This window comes from Actinomadura sp. ATCC 39365 (assembly GCF_054392275.1).
In genome coordinates this window covers 6624964-6643346 of record NZ_CP184335.1, presented here as the reverse complement: position 1 = coordinate 6643346, position 18383 = coordinate 6624964, and the positions used below count along the sequence as shown (strand labels likewise).

23 protein-coding genes and 1 pseudogene are annotated in these 18383 nt (G+C 73.7%); 7 read left to right on the top strand and 17 right to left on the bottom strand.

Going from position 1 to position 18383, the window contains the following annotated elements:
• Positions 1-56: 56 nt before the first annotated feature.
• Together ACNF49_RS32520 and ACNF49_RS32515 are read left to right on the top strand one after the other, a co-directional pair.
• Positions 57-1400: a sensor histidine kinase gene (locus ACNF49_RS32520; RefSeq protein WP_498703854.1), complete on the top strand. Its 1344-nt coding sequence runs from the start codon at positions 57-59 to the stop codon at positions 1398-1400.
• Positions 1381-2052 (top strand): response regulator, encoded by a 672-nt coding sequence (locus ACNF49_RS32515; RefSeq protein ID WP_482939963.1) that lies wholly within the window; start codon positions 1381-1383, stop codon positions 2050-2052. The genes ACNF49_RS32520 and ACNF49_RS32515 overlap by 20 nt, the downstream gene beginning before the upstream one ends.
• On the opposite strand, the gene ACNF49_RS32510 is transcribed toward ACNF49_RS32515, so the two are convergent.
• Positions 2049-2480 carry an SRPBCC family protein gene (locus ACNF49_RS32510; RefSeq protein WP_482939962.1) on the bottom strand — a complete coding sequence of 144 codons (432 nt, stop codon included), beginning with the start codon at positions 2478-2480 and terminating at the stop codon, positions 2049-2051. The genes ACNF49_RS32515 and ACNF49_RS32510 overlap by 4 nt on opposite strands.
• Before the next feature lie 149 nt (positions 2481-2629).
• Positions 2630-2914 carry a hypothetical protein gene (locus tag ACNF49_RS32505; protein ID WP_482939961.1) on the bottom strand — a complete coding sequence of 95 codons (285 nt, stop codon included), beginning with the start codon at positions 2912-2914 and terminating at the stop codon, positions 2630-2632.
• Between the two features lie 197 nt (positions 2915-3111).
• On the opposite strand from ACNF49_RS32505, the gene ACNF49_RS32500 reads away from it, so the two are divergent.
• Entirely contained in the window at positions 3112-3579 is a 468-nt protein-coding gene (locus tag ACNF49_RS32500) for a GNAT family N-acetyltransferase (RefSeq protein WP_482939960.1), read from the top strand.
• A 45-nt stretch (positions 3580-3624) separates the two neighbouring features.
• Here ACNF49_RS32500 and ACNF49_RS32495 read toward each other — a convergent pair whose 3' ends face one another.
• The 3 genes from ACNF49_RS32495 to ACNF49_RS32485 form a co-directional block, all read right to left on the bottom strand.
• Positions 3625-4026 (bottom strand): hypothetical protein, encoded by a 402-nt coding sequence (locus ACNF49_RS32495; protein WP_482939959.1) that lies wholly within the window; start codon positions 4024-4026, stop codon positions 3625-3627.
• Position 4027: 1 nt separating this feature from the next.
• On the bottom strand, positions 4028-4564 hold the full coding sequence (locus ACNF49_RS32490; protein WP_357975990.1) for a dihydrofolate reductase family protein: 537 nt from the start codon (positions 4562-4564) through the stop codon (positions 4028-4030).
• A gap of 400 nt (positions 4565-4964) precedes the next feature.
• Positions 4965-5585, bottom strand: coding sequence for a TetR/AcrR family transcriptional regulator (locus ACNF49_RS32485; RefSeq protein ID WP_357975993.1), 621 nt, complete (start codon positions 5583-5585; stop codon positions 4965-4967).
• 81 nt (positions 5586-5666) lie between these two features.
• Between ACNF49_RS32485 and ACNF49_RS32480 the strand changes: the two genes are divergently transcribed.
• A complete protein-coding gene (locus ACNF49_RS32480; RefSeq protein ID WP_482939958.1) occupies positions 5667-6491 on the top strand; it encodes an alpha/beta hydrolase family protein in 825 nt (274 codons plus the stop codon).
• A 31-nt stretch (positions 6492-6522) separates the two neighbouring features.
• Here the strand turns inward: ACNF49_RS32480 and ACNF49_RS32475 are convergent, their stop codons facing one another.
• From ACNF49_RS32475 to ACNF49_RS32450, 6 genes are all read right to left on the bottom strand, one after another.
• Entirely contained in the window at positions 6523-6960 is a 438-nt protein-coding gene (locus tag ACNF49_RS32475; RefSeq protein ID WP_357975999.1) for a GNAT family N-acetyltransferase, read from the bottom strand.
• Positions 6961-7039: 79 nt separating this feature from the next.
• Positions 7040-7459 (bottom strand): HIT family protein, encoded by a 420-nt coding sequence (locus ACNF49_RS32470; RefSeq protein ID WP_482939957.1) that lies wholly within the window; start codon positions 7457-7459, stop codon positions 7040-7042.
• 58 nt (positions 7460-7517) lie between these two features.
• Positions 7518-8423, bottom strand: coding sequence for an RNA polymerase sigma-70 factor (locus ACNF49_RS32465; RefSeq protein WP_498703273.1), 906 nt, complete (start codon positions 8421-8423; stop codon positions 7518-7520).
• 110 nt (positions 8424-8533) lie between these two features.
• Positions 8534-9013 (bottom strand): SRPBCC family protein, encoded by a 480-nt coding sequence (locus ACNF49_RS32460; protein WP_482939955.1) that lies wholly within the window; start codon positions 9011-9013, stop codon positions 8534-8536.
• Entirely contained in the window at positions 8971-9132 is a 162-nt protein-coding gene (locus ACNF49_RS32455) for a hypothetical protein (RefSeq protein ID WP_482939954.1), read from the bottom strand. The genes ACNF49_RS32460 and ACNF49_RS32455 overlap by 43 nt, the downstream gene beginning before the upstream one ends.
• Positions 9133-9182: 50 nt before the next feature.
• Positions 9183-9530, bottom strand: coding sequence for a hypothetical protein (locus tag ACNF49_RS32450; RefSeq protein WP_357976008.1), 348 nt, complete (start codon positions 9528-9530; stop codon positions 9183-9185).
• A gap of 147 nt (positions 9531-9677) precedes the next feature.
• On the opposite strand from ACNF49_RS32450, the gene ACNF49_RS32445 reads away from it, so the two are divergent.
• Entirely contained in the window at positions 9678-10397 is a 720-nt protein-coding gene (locus ACNF49_RS32445) for a TetR/AcrR family transcriptional regulator (RefSeq protein WP_482939953.1), read from the top strand.
• A gap of 76 nt (positions 10398-10473) precedes the next feature.
• Here the strand turns inward: ACNF49_RS32445 and ACNF49_RS32440 are convergent, their stop codons facing one another.
• Together ACNF49_RS32440 and ACNF49_RS32435 are read right to left on the bottom strand one after the other, a co-directional pair.
• Positions 10474-11082: a dihydrofolate reductase family protein gene (locus tag ACNF49_RS32440; protein WP_357976014.1), complete on the bottom strand. Its 609-nt coding sequence runs from the start codon at positions 11080-11082 to the stop codon at positions 10474-10476.
• An 81-nt stretch (positions 11083-11163) separates the two neighbouring features.
• Entirely contained in the window at positions 11164-11724 is a 561-nt protein-coding gene (locus tag ACNF49_RS32435) for a TetR/AcrR family transcriptional regulator (RefSeq protein ID WP_482939952.1), read from the bottom strand.
• A 160-nt stretch (positions 11725-11884) separates the two neighbouring features.
• Here ACNF49_RS32435 and ACNF49_RS32430 point away from each other — a divergent pair.
• Positions 11885-12840 (top strand): annotated as a pseudogene (locus ACNF49_RS32430) (alpha/beta hydrolase family protein).
• Between the two features lie 53 nt (positions 12841-12893).
• Here the strand turns inward: ACNF49_RS32430 and ACNF49_RS32425 are convergent.
• The 3 genes from ACNF49_RS32425 to ACNF49_RS32415 are packed head-to-tail and all read right to left on the bottom strand — an operon-like array spanning position 12894 to position 15230.
• The gene (locus ACNF49_RS32425) at positions 12894-13538 is read right to left on the bottom strand and encodes a response regulator (RefSeq protein WP_357976023.1); all 645 of its coding nucleotides are present in this window, start codon (positions 13536-13538) and stop codon (positions 12894-12896) included.
• Positions 13529-14629 carry a sensor histidine kinase gene (locus ACNF49_RS32420; RefSeq protein WP_357976026.1) on the bottom strand — a complete coding sequence of 367 codons (1101 nt, stop codon included), beginning with the start codon at positions 14627-14629 and terminating at the stop codon, positions 13529-13531. Before ACNF49_RS32420 ends, ACNF49_RS32425 begins: the two co-directional genes overlap by 10 nt.
• Complete coding sequence (locus ACNF49_RS32415; RefSeq protein ID WP_482939951.1) at positions 14613-15230, bottom strand: DedA family protein; 618 nt, start codon at positions 15228-15230, stop codon at positions 14613-14615. Before ACNF49_RS32415 ends, ACNF49_RS32420 begins: the two co-directional genes overlap by 17 nt.
• A 100-nt stretch (positions 15231-15330) precedes the next feature.
• Between ACNF49_RS32415 and ACNF49_RS32410 the strand changes: the two genes are divergently transcribed.
• A complete protein-coding gene (locus ACNF49_RS32410; RefSeq protein ID WP_482939950.1) occupies positions 15331-18054 on the top strand; it encodes an SCO1167/SCO6262 family helicase in 2724 nt (907 codons plus the stop codon).
• Here ACNF49_RS32410 and ACNF49_RS32405 read toward each other — a convergent pair.
• Positions 18047-18379, bottom strand: coding sequence for a hypothetical protein (locus tag ACNF49_RS32405; RefSeq protein ID WP_482939949.1), 333 nt, complete (start codon positions 18377-18379; stop codon positions 18047-18049). The genes ACNF49_RS32410 and ACNF49_RS32405 overlap by 8 nt on opposite strands.
• Between the last annotated feature and the right edge of the window lie 4 nt (positions 18380-18383).

Below are 18383 nucleotides of genomic sequence, written 5' to 3'. Positions count from 1 at the left end.
CCGTGGCCACCGCGGTCGTGCACCGGTGACGACTTTGGTTGCCACGGCCGGTGACCATGGTTGCCGCCCGGCGCGGCGGCCGCGGGCTACGATCGGCCATGGTGTTCGGGGCGAGCGGCCCGCAGACGGGCGAGGAGAGTCAGGCCGCCCATGCCGGGCGGACCTGGCGGACCTGGTGGACCTGGTGGGCCGGCACCCCTGGCGACGATCAGGACGACGGGCGAGCCGGCGGGCGGTCGCGGCGGGAGAGGGCCGCGGTCGCGGGCGGGGTCGTGCTCGCCCTGGCCGGCGGCGTCTCGGTGGTGTGGGGAGACCTCGTCCCCGGCACGCCCGGCTGGTACCTGTGGGCCGACGTGATCGGCGGCGCGGCGGCGTGCGCGGCGCTGTGGTGGTGTCGCCGCCGTCCGGTGGCCGCCGGGCTGGTCGCCGTCGCGCTGGCGATCCCGGCCGCCGCCGCGTCGGTCGCGGCCGGGATCGCCACGCTTCTCGTCGCGCTCCACCGGCGTCCGCCCGCGGCCGTCGCCGTCGGCGCGGCGTGGGTGGCCGCCTCGCTGACCAGGTTCGCCCTGCGGCCGCCGGGGCTGGCGCCGTACCCGGTGTGGGCGCTGGTCGCGGTGCTGTTCGGCGGGGCGGTCACCGGCTGGGGCATCCTGGCCAGGACCCGCCGGCAACTGCTCGCCTCGCTGGCCGAACGCGCCCGCCGCGCCGAGGCCGACCAGCGGCAACGCGCCCAGGAGGCGCGCCGCGCCGAACGCCTGGACATCGCCCGCGAGATGCACGACGTGCTGGCCCACCGGCTGTCGCTGCTGGCCGTGCACGCCGGCGCGCTCCGCTTCAACGCCGCCGCCACGCCGGCCGAGGTCGCCGAGGCGGCCGAGGTCATCCGCGCCAGCGCCCACCAGGCCCTGCAGGAGCTGCGCGGCGTCATCGGCGTGCTGCGCCGGCACCCCGGCGACCAGCCCGCCTGCGCCCTGCCGCCGTCCGCCGAGCAGCCGCCGGCCGGGCTGGAACCGCTGGTGGCGGAGTCGCGGCGAGCCGGGATGAGCGTCGACCTGCGCGAACACGGCATACGCTTCGCCGACCTGCCCGAGCCGACCCGGCGCACCGCCTACCGCGTCGTCCAGGAGGGCCTGACCAACGCCCGCAAGCACGCCCCCGGCCGGCCCGTCACCGTCGAGGTGCGCGGCACGGCCGGCCAGGAGCTGACCGTCGAGGTGCACAACCCGCCGCCCGCCGGGCCACGGGCGGAGCTGGCCGCCACCGGCGCCGGAGCGGGGCTGGCCGGCCTGGAGGAACGCGTCACCCTGGCGGGCGGCCGGCTGGACCGCGGACCGGCCGGCGACGGCGGGTTCCGGCTGGCCGCACGGCTACCATGGCCCCGTGGAGGAGTCGCGGAGTGAGCCCGGCCCGATCCGGGTGCTGATCGTCGACGACGACGCGCTCGTCCGCACCGGGCTGACCCTGATGCTCAAAGGCGCACCCGACCTGCGCGTGGTCGGGGCCGTGGCCGACGGCGGGCAGGTCCAGGCCGCGGTCGGCGAGCACTCCCCCGACGTGGTGCTGATGGACATCCGCATGGCCGGCCTCGACGGCATCGAGGCCACCCGGCGGCTGCGCGCCCGCACCGGCGCCCCGCAGGTCATCATCCTGACCACCTTCGACGCCGACGAGCACGTCTTCCGGGCGCTGCGCGCCGGAGCCGGCGGGTTCCTGCTCAAGGACACCCCGCCCGAGGGCATCGTCGAGGCCATCAGGCGGGTGGCGGCCGGCGAGCCCAGCCTGTCGCCCAGCGTCACCCGCCGCCTGATCGCCCACCTGATGCCCGAGGAGGACGACCGGCGGCGCGCCGAGGCCCGCCGCGTGCTGTCGGCCCTCAGCGAGCGGGAGCGCGAGGTGGCGCTCGCCGTCGGGCAGGGCAAGCCCAACGCGGTCATCGCCGGTGAGCTGCACATGAGCGTGGGCACCGTCAAGGGCTACATCTCCCGCATCCTGACCAAGGCGGGCCTGGACAACCGGGTGCAGCTGGCCCTGGTCGTCCACGACGCCACCTAGCGGGCCGGCGACTCCAGCAGCCGCGCCAGCCTGCGCAGCGAATGCCGGGCCAGGGCCGTCACGACCGGACGCCCCGCCGGCCACAACGCCCGGCCCGCCGCGCCCAGCGGCAGCAGCAGCTCCTCGGCCCAGATCACCCGGCTGCCGCCCCGCCACGGCCGCACCCGGATCGCGCCCCGGCCGCGCACCAGCCGCCCGGTGTGCTCCATCAGCACGTACGACGGCGGCTCGAAGGCCACGATCGTCATCGTGTCCAGGAACCCCACCGGCCGCACCCCGGTGTAGGCCTCCACCCGGCGCTCGCCCACCTGCCGCGCCGACGTCATGAACATCCATTCGCGGTGCCGCGGCCAGTCGGTGATCAGCGCGAACACCTCCTCCGGCCGCGCGGCCACCTCCACCGCCGCACCCGCGTACACCGCTCTCATCCCTGGCCTCCTCCTTGTTCAGGACATGAGATACGTGCTCATGATCCGGCCGGACGAACCCGGCACGGGCCGGCGGCGGGCATGAAAAGGTCCCGCCGCCGGGCTGAGGACTGGGGAAGTCAGACCCGGCGGCGGGACCGGCATCGGGATCACGACCCCGGCGAGGAGCTCCCGCCGTGGCCGGCCGGGCCGTACGCGGTGAGGTACGGCCTTACCCGGCCGGCCGGGCGGTACGCGGTTGCGCTGCGGATCACGGCCGGCCCCGCGTCATGGGGGTGACCGTCGGGGTGACCGTGATGACCGCAGCGGACCGCGGCCCTGACCGGGGACGTGCCCGTGCCCGTCGCGGCCCGAGCCGCGACGCCGCCGCCGGCGAGCGTGGCCGTCGGCACCTCGACGACGGCCCCCGGCCCGCTGACGGCTGTGCCTGTCATGCGCTCCTCCTCCCTGCCCGAGCGGGCGACTCTGCACCGTGACTACCCCATGTCACTCTCCGTGAAGCTCGATGGCCGGGTAAAATCCCCGGTCAGCAGCCCAACGGCAGGCCTGCGATCACGGTGGGTGAGGGAAACGGCGGTGCGGAAGGTGCGGCCGCCGGAACTGTCGGTGCCTGGTGGCACACTCGGCGGGCATGAGCGACGACGTGCGGCTGCGGCCCGTCCTGGAGTCCGATCTGGAGGTGTTCCTGGAGCAGGAGCACGACGAGGAAGCCGTCCGGCGGTCCAGGTTCGCCCCTCGCGAGCGGGGAGCCTTCATGACCCACTGGGCCACCCGGGTGCTCGGCGATCCCACCGTCCTGGTGCGGGCGGTCACGGTCGGGGGTGCGGTGGCCGGGAACGTCGTGTCCTGGTGGGAGGGCGAGCGGCGTTTCGTCGGCTACTGGCTGGGCCGCCCCTTCTGGGGGCGTGGTGTCGGCACCGCGGCGCTGGGACTGTTCCTGGCGGAGGAGAAGACCAGGCCCCTGTACGCCGACCCGTTCGCGGGCAACACCGGCTCGGTGCGGCTGCTGGAACGCCACGGGTTCCGGCACACCGGCACGGTCCGGCACGGCGAGGACGAGCATCTGCTGCTGTTGCTGGGCGACGACCTGTCCGCCTGACCGGTCAGGCGGCGGGGAGCACCGGGCCGTTCGGCGGTGCCGGGGTCAGCCGCGGCCGCCCGTGAAGGGGGGCTCGCCGTCCTTCAGTGCGCGGAAGCGCAGCGCAGACCACATCTCGTCCACCGCGACCTGGCCGTTGGGACGCAGCCCGTACTCGCCGACGATGGGCCACAGCGTGTCGCGGTTGATGTCGGACTTGTTGCCCTTGGGGTAGGCCACCCAGACCACGGGCGGCGCGGTGACCTCGTCGCGGTGCTGGTCCAGGATCCGGCGGGCCGCGGCGGCGTCGGAGGCGAAGATCAGCGCGACGTCCGCCTCCTTGACGGATCCGGCCTCGCGCGCGCCCTCGGGCAGCGGCCCCAGGAGCGGCCGACGGGCGGGGTCGGAGACCCACACGGTGGTCGTCGGCTTGATGAGCAGCTTGTCGGCGACGGTCTTGGTGGCCATGTCATGCCCTCGTGTAGATCAGGTTCAGCACGCCGGTGCTGAAGGTGGTGGAGGTGGTCAGGGTGAGCGGGATCTGCTCGCGCACGTCGTCGAACAGCCGCTTGCCCGAGCCGACGACGATCGGGTGGACCAGCAGGTTGAGCTCGTCGAGCAGGCCCTCGCGCAGCAGCGAGACGACCAGGGTGCCGCTGCCGACGACGGAGATGTTCCCGCCGGGGCGCTCGCGCAACGCGGCCAGCTCGGCCAGGCTCACGACCTCGGTGTTCTGCCAGGACGGCGAGGTCAGCGTGGTGGAGACGACGTACTTGGCCGAGGAGTTCATCGCCTCAGCCAGCGGCTCCTTCTCGGGGTCCTGGTGCGGCCAGTATCCGGCGAACTCCTCGTAGGTGTGCCGGCCCAGCAGCATGGCGTCGGCGGCCTGCATCTGCGCGCCGACCGACTGGCCCATCTCGTCGTTGAAGTACGGGAAGTGCCAGGTGTCGGGGGCCTCGACGACGCCGTCGAGGGAGATGAACAGGCCCGCGGTGATCTTTCTCATGGTTGTCGCTCCTTGAGTTCCTGAGGTGCCTCAAGCGTCCCACCGACAAATGAAGTTGTCAAGACGACTTTGATTGTCCGAGGTGCGCGTTCCTGCGCCTCACGGCTCGGTGATGGGTGCGCGGGCCTTTGGGGCGGTTGCTCGAACGAGGCGACCTTGGCGGCGCATCCCGCTCCGGCAACGGACGGCGGTTCGGTCGCGGAAGATGCCTGTCAGCCGTGGACGCCGCCCACGGATGGCCCCTGAGAGCCGCCTCGCCATGCCGCCACCGCCACGGATGGGGGCCCGTGGAGCCTGTGATGACGGCTCTTCGGGCGCGGCGAACAGGTGTCCCGGGCCGCGAGGAACGGCTCTGGGATCGGCCGCGCGGAACCGATTCCGGCCTGGGGGCGAAGGGCTGCTACGGGCGCGGCGCGGTCTGCGCGGCTGAGGGCTTGTGGGAGGTGGTGGCGGACAGGAGGGTCAGGGCGGCCTGGCGGGCGTGGTCGGCGGCGGCCGCGCTGTCGTGGTGGGCCGCGACGACGGTCGCGCCCTCGACCAGCATCAGCAACTGCCGCCCCAGCAGCCCGGGATCGGCCGCCCCGGCGCGTTCGGCGATGCCGGTCAGCAACTCGAGGTAGCGGTCCAGGTGGCGGGCGGTGATGGCCCGTACGGGGTCGGCGTGGTGCTGGGCGGCGGCGTTCAGCAGGGCGCAGCCGCGGAAGGCCGGGTCGTCGTACCACTGCCGCAGGGCGTCGAACACCGCGGCCAGCTGGGCGCCCGGATCGTCGCCCGCGGCCTCGGCGCAACCGGCCAGCCAGCGCGCGACCCGGTCACTGCGTTCTCGGAGCACGGCCTCGACCAGACCCTCCTTGGTACCGAAGTGGCGGTAGAGGGTCTCCTTGGAGATCCCGATCCCGGCGCACAGCCCGGCGACGCCGATGCCGTCGAGCCCGCGCTCGTACAGCAGGTCGGTGGCGGCGCTCAGGATGGCGGCGCGGGTGCGGGCGGGGTCGATCGTGGAGCCTTTGGCCACGGGCATGGCCCAGATAGTACCGGTCGGTTCGATCGGGTGCTAACGTCTCGGGTCGTACCGATCGGTTCGATCTCGGGGAGTTCGCCCATGTCTGACCCGCTTGCCGCCGACCCGCCGCGCGACCCCGGCTTCCCGGCCACCACGCCGCAGGTGACATTCGACAGCGGCGGCGAGCGCCTGCTCGGCGTGCTGCACCTGCCCGCCGGACGCGGCCCGCACCCCGTCGTCGTGCTGCTGCACGGATTCCCCGGCAACGAGCGCAACTTCGACCTCGCCCAGACGCTGCGCCGCGCCGGCTACGCCTGCCTGGTGTTCCACTACCGCGGATCATGGGGCGTGGGCGGCACCTGGTCCTGGGGGCACGTGCTGGAGGACGCCGCCGCCGCCGTCGCCGCGCTGCCCGGCCTGGCCGCCGCCCACCGGCTCGACCCGCGGCGCCTGGCGCTGGTCGGCCACAGCATGGGCGGGTTCGCGGCGCTGATGACGGCCGCGGCGGACCCGTCGGTGACCGCCGTCGCCTCCGTCGCCGCGTTCGACCTGGGCGTGGCCGCCGCGCTGTGCCGCGCCGACGCCGAGGTACGGGCCGGGTACGTCAAGGCGTTCGACGGCGAGCTGGCCCCCCTGCGCGGCACCAGCGGGCAGGCGCTGGTCGGCGAGATGGAGGCGGGCGGCGACGCCTGGCGGCTGGCCCGGCTCGCGCCCCGGCTGGCCGGCCGCCCCGTGCTCCTCGTCGGCACCGGCCACGACGTCGTCACGCCGCACGAGGTGCACCACGAGCCCCTGGCCGCCGCCTACCGGGCACACCCCGTCGAACGCCTCGAAGACCACCTCTTCCCCACCGACCATGCCCTGTCGGACCACCGCGTCACCCTGGCCCGCACGGTCCTCGGCTTCCTCGAACGCTCCCTGTGACGGCCGGACCCCGCCCCCGGGCAGCGGCCCGTCAGGAGGGACGGGCCACGTACGCGTGCTTGGCGTCGCCGGAGAAGCCGCAGGCGCGGTAGAAGGCGTGGGTCGCGGGCCGGCGAGAGCCCGTCATCAGCATCGCCTTGTAACAGCCGGCGTCCCATGCGGCCTGGAGGGTGGCGGCCATGATCTGCTTGCCCAGCCCGGTGCCCCGCCGTGACGCCTCGACGACGACGTTCTCGATCACGGCGTACGGCGAGGCCGACCGGGTGAGGTTGGGGATCACGTTGAGGTAGGTCGTCGCGACGACGGCCCCGTCCAGTTCGAGCACGAAGAGACGTAGCGCGGGCGATGCGAGGATCTGCCGGAAGGCCGCCGCGTCCGACCCGTCCACGACATCCGGGTCATCGGGCTGCAACTGCCGGTAGAGGCGGACGATGTGCTCGAAGTCGTCGAGCCGGGCCTCGCGGATCATGCGGGGAGCATAACAACATGCCGCGGCCGCCTCGGTGCCCGTCGCCGCCCACGCGGCCGGCCCCGCGGCCGGCCCCGCGTCAGCGGGGCAGCGCGGCGCGGATCAGCGCCGCGTCCTGGTCGAGCCGGGCGCGCGAGGGGCTCCGCCACTCGGCGCCGACCACCACGCCGTCCCCCGCGAAGCGCGGCATCACGTGCAGGTGGAGGTGGAAGACCTCCTGGCCGGCGGCCTCGCCGTCGGCCAGGGACAGCTGCACCCCCTCGCAACGCAGCCCCGAGGCCCGCAGCGCGGCCGCCACCCGCCGCGCCGCCCGCCAGATCGGCCCGCCGACCGCGTCACCGGCCTCGGCCAGGCCGGCGACGTGCGTGCGCGGGATCACCAGGACGTGACCGGGCGTGGCCGGGTGAAGGTCGAGGATCGCCAGGACGTCGTCGTCGCCGTGGACCACGCTGGCCGCGGCCCGCCCGGCGACGATCTCGCAGAAGACACACGATTCCATGCCGGTCATGATCGGCGAGGACAGGCGGCTGCCGCACCCGGATTTCGCCGCGGCCTCGTCAGCGGCTCACGACGGTCTCGTGTCCGATCCGGGAGAGCTTGCCGGGGTTGCGCACGGCGTACAGGCTGCTGATGAGGCCGCCGTCCAGGCGGATCGCCACGACGCTGTCGATCTCGCCGTCGATGTCGACGAGCAGCGCCGGATGGCCGTTGACGTGGGCCGGGCGCAGACGGGCCGTGCCGGCGATCCTGGACAGCACCCCGGCCACCGTGGCCGCGCCCTCGATCGGCGCGAGCGCCGCCCGCACCACGCCGCCGCCGTCGGTGAGCAGGACGACGTCGGGAGCCAGCAGGTCGAGCAGACGCTGCAGGTCGCCGGTCTCGATCGCGCTCTGGAAGGCCGCCAGCGCCTGACGCGCCTGCTCGGCCGAGACGCTCGCCCGGGGACGGCGTGCGGCCACATGCCCCCGGGCGCGGTGGGCGATCTGCCGCACCGTCGCCGGGGTCTTGCCGACGGCCTCGCCGATCTCGTCGTACTCCAGGCCGAACACCTCCCGCAGCACGAACACCGCGCGCTCGGTGGGATGGAGCGTCTCCAGCACCAGCAGCATGGCCATCGAGACGCTCTCGGCCAGCTCGACGTCCTCGGCCACGTCCGGCGAGGTCAGCAGCGGCTCGGGCAGCCACGGACCCACGTAGGACTCCTTGCGCCGGCGCATCGTGCGCAGCCGCGTCAGCGCCTTCCTGGTGACCATGCGGACCAGGAAGGCGCGCCGGTCGCGCACGGACTCCAGCTCGACCGACGCCCACCGCAGCCAGGTCTCCTGCAGGATGTCCTCGGCGTCGGCGGCCGAGCCCAGCATCTCGTAGGCGACGGTGAACAGCAGGTTGCGATGCTCGACGAACGTCCGGGTCGCGCTGTCGGCCTGGTCGGCCTGGTCCGCCGGTTCGACGCTGGTGTCCATCATCTGCTCCCGCCTGTCGGTTCTCGACCTTGCCACACGCACCAGACGCCGGTCGCCATCGTCGCGTGACATCGGGGAACAGTGGCGCCCGTCACATCTGGCCGGCGCGGTCAGCGGGACTCCGCGGCGGCCTTCAGGTCGCGCAGCCATGCCTCCAGCCCCGCGCCGAGGAGCTGGGTGGAGGTGGCCACGTCGGCCTCGACCTGGGCGCCGGTCCAGGTCTCCTCGGTGTGCACGCGCACACCGCCCTTGACCTCGGTGAACGTCCACAGGTGCACGCCCCGGTCGATGCGGACGCCCGTGCCGACCGCCGGCCCGCTCCACAGCAGGCAGGCGTCACGCTTGACGCGCCGGAGGGTGGAGGTGATGTGCATGGTGGTGGCCGGGGTCGTGGCGGTGGCCGGAGCCGGCGTGGTCCACCGCCACGACGAGCCGGCGCGCAGCGGGCCGTGGTCCAGGCGCTTGCTGGACAGGACCGGCTGCTGCCAGTCGGGCCACCGCTCCACCCGCGTCTGCAGAGCGAAGATCCTGCTCAGCGGAGCCTTGATCACGATGTCGGCCCGGTAGCGGATGCGGGCGGAGGCGTCCACCCCCTCCCCCGGCACTGGGCCGTGCCGGCGGTGGCGTGGGCGGCCGGGACGTTGCCCGCCAGGACGCCGGCCACGGCGAGCGGGATCAGGATCGAGGCGACGCGGACGTTGCTGAACATGGTGTTCCTCTCGTTGAGGGATCGAAGAAAGGGGGCGGCCGGGGACGCCGTCAGCGCCGTCCGGCCCGCACGACGGCCACGACGAGCGCGGCACAGGCGGCGACGATCAGCACGGCGAAGGCGGGGTGCATGTCCTTCGACAGGCTCGGCGCGCCGTCCGGCCGGGCCACCCACACGGCGAACGGGACCGCGTAGGCGAGGGCGACCAGCACGGCCGCCCACCGGACCAGCCGGTCACGGGCGTGACGCAACGCGCCGACCAGCACGACCGCGACCGGAACGATCGCCAGCAATGCGAACTGGCCGACGATCATGACAGGCACCGCCCAGGCGGCGACGCTCACCGCCACCGGCGCGCTACGACCGGGGCGGGTGGACGGTTGGTACGTGGTGGTCATGACGTTCCCTTCACCTGGACGGATCCGAACGGCTAGAAGCTCGTGCGTTCGTTAGAAGTTATAACTGCACAGGGAAAGGAGTGTCAACAACGTTCGTGATAGCCTCTAACGAAATCTCCTGGGTGTAGCGGCGGAAGGCGGCAAGGCATGGCGGACACCGGCACGGCGACCCCCCGCGAGCGCTACCGCGCCCAGATCCGCGCCGAGATCAAGGAACACGCCTGGCGGCAGATCGCCACGACGGGAGCCTCCGCGCTGTCCCTCAACGCGATCGCCAAACAGATGGGCATGAGCGGCCCCGCGCTCTACCGCTACTACGCCAACCGCGACGAGCTGATCACCGAACTCATCCGCGACGCCTACCGCAGCCTGGCCGACACCCTCCGCTCAACCGCCGAAAAGGGCGGCGAAGAAAGCGGCGAAAAAGCCGCCGAAGGAGGCGCCGGCAGCGGCGACGACCGGGGCGACGACCAAGGCGCCGGGCTGGCCGGGCTGGCCCACGCCGTACGCGCCTGGGCCCTGCGCGACCCCCAGCGCTACCTGCTCATCTACGGCACCCCCGTCCCCGGCTACCACGCCCCCGACGACATCACCGCCATCTCCGCCCAGATCATGACCCTCCTGCTCGACGCCGGCTCCGCCACCCCGCCCCGGCGCCCCGAAACCCCGCTCGACCACCACCTGGCCGGCCACCGCGACTGGGCCGGCGATCACCCCGCCCCGCCCGCCGTCCTGCACCAGGCGCTCAGCTTCTGGACCCGGATCCACGGCGTGCTGTCCCTGGAGCTGGCCGGCCACTTCGCCGGCATGGGCTTCGACCCCGCCCTGCTCTTCGCCGCCGAGCTGGACGACCTGCTGGCCCGCTGACCCCGCGCGCACGACAGGCCCGGCCCGCCGGAGGAGGCGATGCCGGGCCTGTCGCAACGGGCCGGTCGAAGGCGCGCTATCGGGCGTCCTGGGGCAGGTGGGTCTTGGCGTCGTCGTAGGAGCCCTCACCGGCCGCCCCGGCCGGCCGGTAGACCAGGTACAGCACGCCCGTGGTGAACGTCTGCGAGCTGACCAGCTCCAGCGGGATCGAGCTGTCGCCCTCGTCGAACAGCCGCTCGCCCTTGCGCACCGCGATCGGGTGCACCAGCAGGTGCAGCTCGTCCAGCAGCCCGGCGGCCAGGAGCTGCCGGACCACCGAGACCGAGCCGCTCATCGCGATCGGGCCGCCCGGCTCGGCCTTCAGCGCCGTCACGCCCTTGACCAGGTCGCCCTGCAGCAGCTCGGAGTTGCGCCAGGTGAACTCCAGCGGCTGACGGGAGACCACGATCTTGCGCGCGTCGCCGATCGTCCTGGCGAAGTCGGCGTCCTCGCCGCCCGCCGCCTCGCGCTCCGGCCACGCCCCGGCGAAGCTGTCGTACGTCTCGCGCCCCAGCAGCAGCGTGTCGGCCATCTGCGCCGTCACCGCCGCGCCCATCTCGTCGTTGAAGTACGGGAAGTGCCAGTCCGCCGGGTCCTGGACGACACCGTCGAGCGAGATGAACAGGTTCGCGCTGATCTTCCTCATGATAATTCTCCATGCGTCTCGGGATGTGGGTGAAGTCTCGCCGGACCGGCTTACGGATCTCTTAAGGTCTTCCTCCCGCGCTCACCGGGCCAGCCCGGCGACGAGCAGCCCGACCAGGCGGCGGGCGTCGTAGCGGGGGTCGGCCTCGGCCCCGATGCACAGGTTGCCCACGCCGCGCATGAGCTCGAAGGCGTCCAGATCGCCGCGGATCTCGCCGGCGGCCGCCGCGGCCTCCAGCAGGTGGGCGCACACCGGCACCAGGCGGTCGAGGAAGTAGGCGTGCAGCGCCTGGAAGCCGGTGTTGTCCGGCTGCAGCACCGCGGCCAGCCCGTGCTTGGTGACCAGGAAGTCGACGAACAGGCCGATCCACCGCCGCAGCGCCGCGTACGGGCTCGGCCCGGCGGCCAGCAGGGCCGGACCGGCCTCGGCGCAGGACTCCACCTGGTGCCGGTAGACGGCGATGACGAGGTCGGCCCGCGTGGGGAAATGGCGGTAGATCGTGGCGGTGCCGACGCCGGCCTCGGCCGCGATGTCGCGGATCGGCGCCTCCACGCCCGAGGCGACGAACACCGCGGCGGCCGCGCGCAGCAGGTTCTCCTCGTTGCGCCGCGCGTCGGCCCGTTTGGGACGCGACTCCTCCACGCCGTTCCTCCAGGGGTCGGATTGCTAAACGGGACACGGTCCCGTATCGTCGAAAACGGGACACGGTCCCGCTTGCGCATCATGTCAGAGCCGAGGCCCGGCGGCCAAGCCCTGCCCTCTCCCACGCCCACCTGCGGCAATCCACCCGGAAGGCTCCACCATGCCCGCATCGCCCACCGCCCCCGTCGTGTCGGTCCGGCCGGTCGTCCTGCCCGCCCCAGGACGGGGCCAGGACCTCCAGGTCCGCGTCTCGGCTGCCGCCACCGGCGACCACCTGCCCGTCGTCGTCCTGTCCCACGGCCACGGCTGGTCCATGGACGGCTACGCCCCCTGGCCGACTTCTGGGCCGCCCGCGGCTTCGCCGTCGTGCAGCCCACCCACCTCGACTCCCGCACCCTCGCCCTGCCCGCCGGCGACCCCCGCGCCCCGCACATCTGGCGCATCAGGGTCGAGGACCTCCGGCGCGCCATCGACGGCCTCGACGTCCTGGAAGCAGCCCTGCCGGGCCTGGCCGGACGCCTGGACAAGGGCCGCATCGCCGTCGCCGGGCACTCCTGGGGGGCCCACAGCGCCAGCATGCTGCTCGGCGCCCGGATCCTGGACGCCGACGGCCAGCCAGGACAGGACCTGTCCGACCCGCGCGTCACGGCCGGCGTGCTGCTCGCCCTGCCCGGCACCGGCGGCCAGGACCTGTCACCGTTCGCCGCCGAGCACCTCCCCTTCATGAACCCCTCCTTCGGCGGCATGACCACCCCGGCCCTGCTGGTCGCCGGCGACAAGGACGACTCCCCGTTGTCGACGCGGGGACCCGACTGGTTCACCGACGGCTACCACCTCAGCCCCGGCGACAAGACCCTGCTGACGATGTTCGGCGCCGAGCACACCCTCGGCGGCGTCGCCGGACACCACGTCGCCGAGACCACCGACGAGAGCCCCGAACGCCTGGCCCTGCTGCAGCAGCTCACCACCGCCTACCTCCGCACCGCCCTGCACCCCGGCGACCCCGCCTGGCCCACCGCCCGCGACGCCCTGGAAGCGGCCCCCAGCCCCCTGGCCCGGATCGACAGCAAGCAGGCCGATCAGCCGGCCGGACGGCGGTCGCGCAGGTTGTCATAGACGCGGTGCGGCAGGTCCTGGTGACGGAAGACGCGCGGACGCACGGCCGCTCCTCAGGACTTCAGGAAGTGCAGGACGGCCAGCACCCGGCGGCTGTACCCGCTGGCGTGCGACAGGCCCAGCTTGTCGAACAGCGAGTTGACGTGCTTCTCCACCGCGCTCTGCGACACGTGCAGCTGCCCGGCGATCGAGGCGTTGGTCATGCCCTGGGCCATGCGCTCCAGCACCTCCCGCTCGCGCGCGGTCAGCCGGGCCAGCGGATCGACCTGTGTGGTTCGGGCCAGCAACTGCCGCACCACCTCCGGGTCGAAGGCCGCCCCGCCCGCCGCCACCCGCTCCAGCGCGTCCAGGAAGTCGCCGACCTGCGCCACGCGGTCCTTCAGCAGATAGCCCACGCCCTCGACGTCGGCGCTCATCAGCTCGGTGGCGTAACGCTTCTCCACGTACTGCGACAACACCAGCACCTTGACCCGCGGCCAGCGCCGCCGGATCTCCAGCGCCGCCCGCAGCCCCTCGTCGGTGTGGGTCGGCGGCATGCGCACGTCCACCACCACGACGTCGGGGGCGTGCTCGGCCACCGCCGCCACCAGGGCCTCGCCGTCGCTCACGGCGGCCGGCACCTCGTGGCCCTCCTCGCCCAGCAGGCGTACCAGACCCTCGCGCAGCAGCGTGGAGTCCTCGGCCAGGATCACCCGCACGGCAGCCCCGCCGTCACCGTCGTCGGGCCGCCGGGCGGGCTGACCACCTCGAAGGCGCCGTCGAGCGCCGCCACCCGCCGGGCCAGCCCCGAAAGGCCGCCTCCCGAGGGGCGCGCGCCGCCCGTGCCGTCGTCGCTCACCCGTACGAGCACCCTGTCGTCCTCCTGTCTGACCTCGACCGTCACCATGGTGGCGGCCGCGTGCTTGGCGGCGTTGGTCACCGCCTCGCTCACCACGAAGTACGCCGCCGTCTCCACCGCCATCGGCGGCCGGCGCGGCAGGTCGCACACCACCTTGACCGGCACGCCCGCGCGTTCGGCCACCCCGGCCAGCGCCTCGCCCAGCCCGAGGGAGTCCAGCCCGCTCGGGTAGACCCGCCAGGCCACCTCGCGCAGCTCGGCCAGCGCCTGCTGGGCCTGCTCGTGCGCCTGCTCCAGCAGCTCCGGACGCCCCCGCCGGGAGCGCCCGATGAGCATCGACAGCGCCACCAGGCGCTGCTGCAGCCCGTCGTGCAGGTCACGCTCGATCCGGCGGCGCTCGGAGTCGACCGCGGCCACGATCCCGGCCCGGCTCTCGGCCAGCTCGGCGATCCGGCGCTCCAGCGCCTCGGTACGGTCGGGCCCCAGCAACCGCCCGGCCAGCCGCCGCTCCAGCGCGTGCACCCCCACCAGCCCCGACACGGCGATGAACAGCAACACGCAGCCGCCCACCACGAAGTACAGCACCAGCGGCGGCGTCGGCGTCATCCCGTCGTACGGCTCGCCACGGGCCCACGCCCCGAGCAGCAGGATCGCGGTGCGCGCGCCGAGGACCAGCAGCGTCACCACCAGCCCGCCCAGCACCCCGGCCGGGATCCTGGCGGCCAGGTAGCGCGCCGGCCGGGTGTCCCAGCCGGACAGCGCGTCCAGCGCGGCGGTGTCCAGGCGCAGGCGGCGCGCCTCGAACGCGGCCAGCCCCGCCGCGCGCGCCCGCACCCGCGGCCGCCCCAGGAAGGGCAGCGTGAGCAGCAGGAACACCGCGCCCGCCACGGCGGTGAAACCGCCCAGGACCACCGCGCCCAGCACCCTCAACCCCTCAGCGGCGGTTCGCATGCCTTCCCTTACGTCGTTCCGTCAGCCGCACCGCGACGAAGACCGCGATCGCCAGCACCACCAGGCCGATCACCACGTAGGTGCCGATCCCCACGTACGCCTCCACCAGCGACCAGTTCTCGCCGAGGAAGTATCCCGCAAGCACGAAGATGGTGTTCCAGATGGCGCTGCCGGCCGTCGTGAGCAGGGTGAACGTCACCAGCGGCATCCGTTCCACCCCCGCCGGCACCGAGATCAGGCTGCGGAAGATGGGGATCATCCGGCCGAAGAACACGGTCTTGCGGCCGTGCCGCAGGAACCACGCCTCGGTCTTCTCGATGTCGGTCACCTTGACCAGCGGCAGCTTGGCGGCGATGGCCAGCGTGCGCTCGCGGCCGAGCAGCGCGCCCACCCCGTACAGGGCCAGCGCCCCGACGACCGAGCCGAGCGTCGTGCACACCAGCACGTCCAGCAGGTCCAGCTCGCCCCTGCTGGCGGTGAAGCCGGACAGGGGCAGGATGACCTCGCTGGGCAGCGGCGGGAACAGGTTCTCCAGCATGATCGCCAGCCCGGCCCCGAAGGCGCCGAGGTTCTCCATCAATGCAATCAACCAATCCGTCATGCCCCCAGGCTACGAATGATCCGTTATGGCGGTAATGAGGCGGACGGCCGATGTGCTCTGTGGTAAACCACACCCCGATGTACCGTACACTGTACGGCCTATGAGTGCTCTCCCGGATCTGGCGCAACACCCAGCGATCTTCCGTCCCGGCGATCCCCCCAGGTCCGGCCACCTGGTCTTCCTCGACGACCAGGGCGACGGCTCGGCCACGGTGATCGAACAGGACGACGACGGACACCCTCGCGCGCGAGAGCGGGCCGTCACCGAGATCCCCGTCGCCGACGCCGTCGCCGTGCTGGCCAGGGCGCGCGCCGACGCCGGCGCCCACCCGGCCACCCGGTTCTGGGGCGCCGTCGCGCTGGTCGCCCTCCAGCTCGTCACCCGCGGCCGCATCCTGCCCGCCGTCTCGCCCGACGGTCACGACTCCTGGCGGGCCGGCCCCCTCGACGCCGCCGACGCCCGCCGGGTGCGCGAGCTGGCCGCTGCGATGCCCGCCGCCGCCCGCGCCATCCCCGTGGGCGACCTGCTGCTGCCCGACGCCGAGCCCCTCGTGCGCGCCTTCCTCGACGCCGTGGCCGACGCCATGCCGCGCTCGCCCGGAGCCGTACGCGCCACCGGCACCACCGCCTTCGCCGCCGTCAAGCCCGTCAAGGTGCCCCACCTGCGGCCCTGGGCCGAGGAGGTCTCGGCCGGGCTCGACTCCGGCGTGCGGCTCTCGCTCCGGCTGGAGGCCGACGACCTGGCCCAGGCCGAATTCCGGGCCGTCGTCCAGGTGCACGGCCTGGCCGACCCCTCGCTCGTCGTGGACGCCGCCGACCTGTGGCAGGGCCGCGACCCCGGGTTCGGCGCCCGCGCCAGGATCGAGGTCACCCTCGCCGTGCGCCGCGCCGCCCGCGCCTGGCCGCGCCTGGAACGGCTGCTCGAGCACGCCGTCCCCGACGAGCTCGCCCTCACCGACGGCGACGTGGAGGACCTGCTGGCCGGCGCGGCCGATCGGCTGGCCGCCGCCGGCGTCGAGGTCCACTGGCCGCGCTCCCTGGTACGCGGCCTCAGCGCCCAGGCCGTCGTCGGCGAACGCGACAGCGCGCCCTCCGACCTGCCCTCCTTCCTCGGCGGCCACCACCTGACCAGCTTCAACTGGCGGCTCGCGCTCGGCGGCGCCCCGCTGACCGCCGCCGAGATGGACCTGCTGGCCGAGTCCCACCGGCCCGTCGTCCGGCTGCGCGACCAATGGGTGCTCATCGACCCCGCGCTGGCCCGCAAGGCCCGCCAGCACGACCTCAAGCCGCTGACCGGCCTGCAGGCGCTCGGCGCGGCCCTCACCGGCACGGTCGAGATCGACAGCGGGGACGAACCCGAACAAGTCGCCGTCGAACCCACCGCCTGGCTCGCCGACCTGCGCGACCGGCTCACCGACCCCGAACCCGTGCCCCCGCCGCCCGGCCTGGCCGCCACCCTGCGCGACTACCAGCTCCAAGGGCTGCGCTGGCTGGCCAGGATGACCTCGCTCGGCCTCGGCGGCTGCCTGGCCGACGACATGGGCCTGGGCAAGACCATCACCCTGATCGCGCTGCACCTGCACCGCGCAGGCACCGGCCCCACCCTCGTGGTCTGCCCCGCCTCGCTGCTGGGCAACTGGGAACGCGAGATCGCCAAGTTCGCGCCCGGCGTCCCGGTCCGCCGCTACCACGGCGCCGCCCGTACCCTGGCCGACGAGGGGTTCGTGCTCACCACGTACGGCACCATGCGCCTGGACGCCGCCACGTTGGGCGCCCACCCCTGGGGGCTGCTGGTCGCCGACGAGGCCCAGCACGTCAAGAACCCCGCCTCCAGCACGGCCAAGGCGCTGCGCGAGATCCCCGCCGGCGCCCGCGTCGCCCTCACCGGCACCCCCGTGGAGAACAACCTGTCCGAACTGTGGGCCATCCTCGACTGGACCACCCCCGGCCTGCTCGGCCCCCTGACCCGCTTCAGGGGCCGCTGGGCCAAACCGGTCGAGTCCGGCGACGCCGACACCGCAGCCCGGCTGGCCCGGCTCGTCGGGCCGTTCCTGCTGCGCCGCCGCAAGAGCGACCCCGGCATCGCCCCCGAACTGCCGCCCAAGACCGAGACCGACCGGCCCGTCCCCCTCACCACCGAACAGGCCGCCCTGTACGAGGCCGTCGTCCGCGAGAGCATGACCCAGATCGAGAATGCCAAGGGCATGGCCCGGCGCGGCCTGATCGTCAAACTGCTGACCGGGCTCAAGCAGATCTGCAACCACCCCGCCCACTACCTGCACGAGTCGTCCCCCCGCCTGACCGGCCGCTCGGGCAAGCTGGAACTGCTCGACGAGCTCGTCGACACGATCGTCGCCGAGGACGGCGCCGTGCTGGTGTTCACCCAGTACGTCGCCATGGCCAGGCTCCTGGAACGCCACCTGTCCGGCCGCGGCGTCGACACCCAGCTCCTGCACGGCGGCACCCCGGTCGCCCGCCGCGAGGAGATGGTCGCCCGCTTCCAGGACGGCCACGCCCCCGTCTTCCTGCTCTCGCTCAAGGCCGCCGGCACCGGCCTGAACCTCACCCGCGCCGACCACGTCATCCACTACGACCGCTGGTGGAACCCCGCCGTGGAGGACCAGGCCACCGACCGCGCCTACCGCATCGGCCAGACCAGACCCGTCCAGGTGCACCGTCTCATCGCCGAAGGCACGATCGAGGACCGCATCGCCGCCATGCTCGGCGCCAAGCGCTCGCTCGCCGACGCCGTGCTGGCCTCCGGCGAGGCCGCCTTCACCGAGCTGACCGACGCCGAACTCGCCGCACTCGTGGAGCTCAGATGACCGCCGTACGCGGATTCGCCGCCTTCCCCCGCAACGCGCCGGCGCCCGCTTCGCCACCACCTGGTGGGGCCAGGCGTGGATCAAGGCCCTGGAGGACACCTCGCTCGACCAGACCCTGCTGCGCAAGGGCCGCGCCTACGCCAAGACCGGCCAGGTCGGGCCGATCACCGTCAGCCCCGGCCGGCTCGCCGCCGTCACCGAGCACGAGTACGACACCGTCGTCCGCGTCGAACAGCTCACCGACGCCGCCTGGGAACGTTTCCTCGACCAGGTCGCCGCCAAGGCCGGGCACATCGCCGCGCTGCTCGACCGCGACGTCCCGCACGACC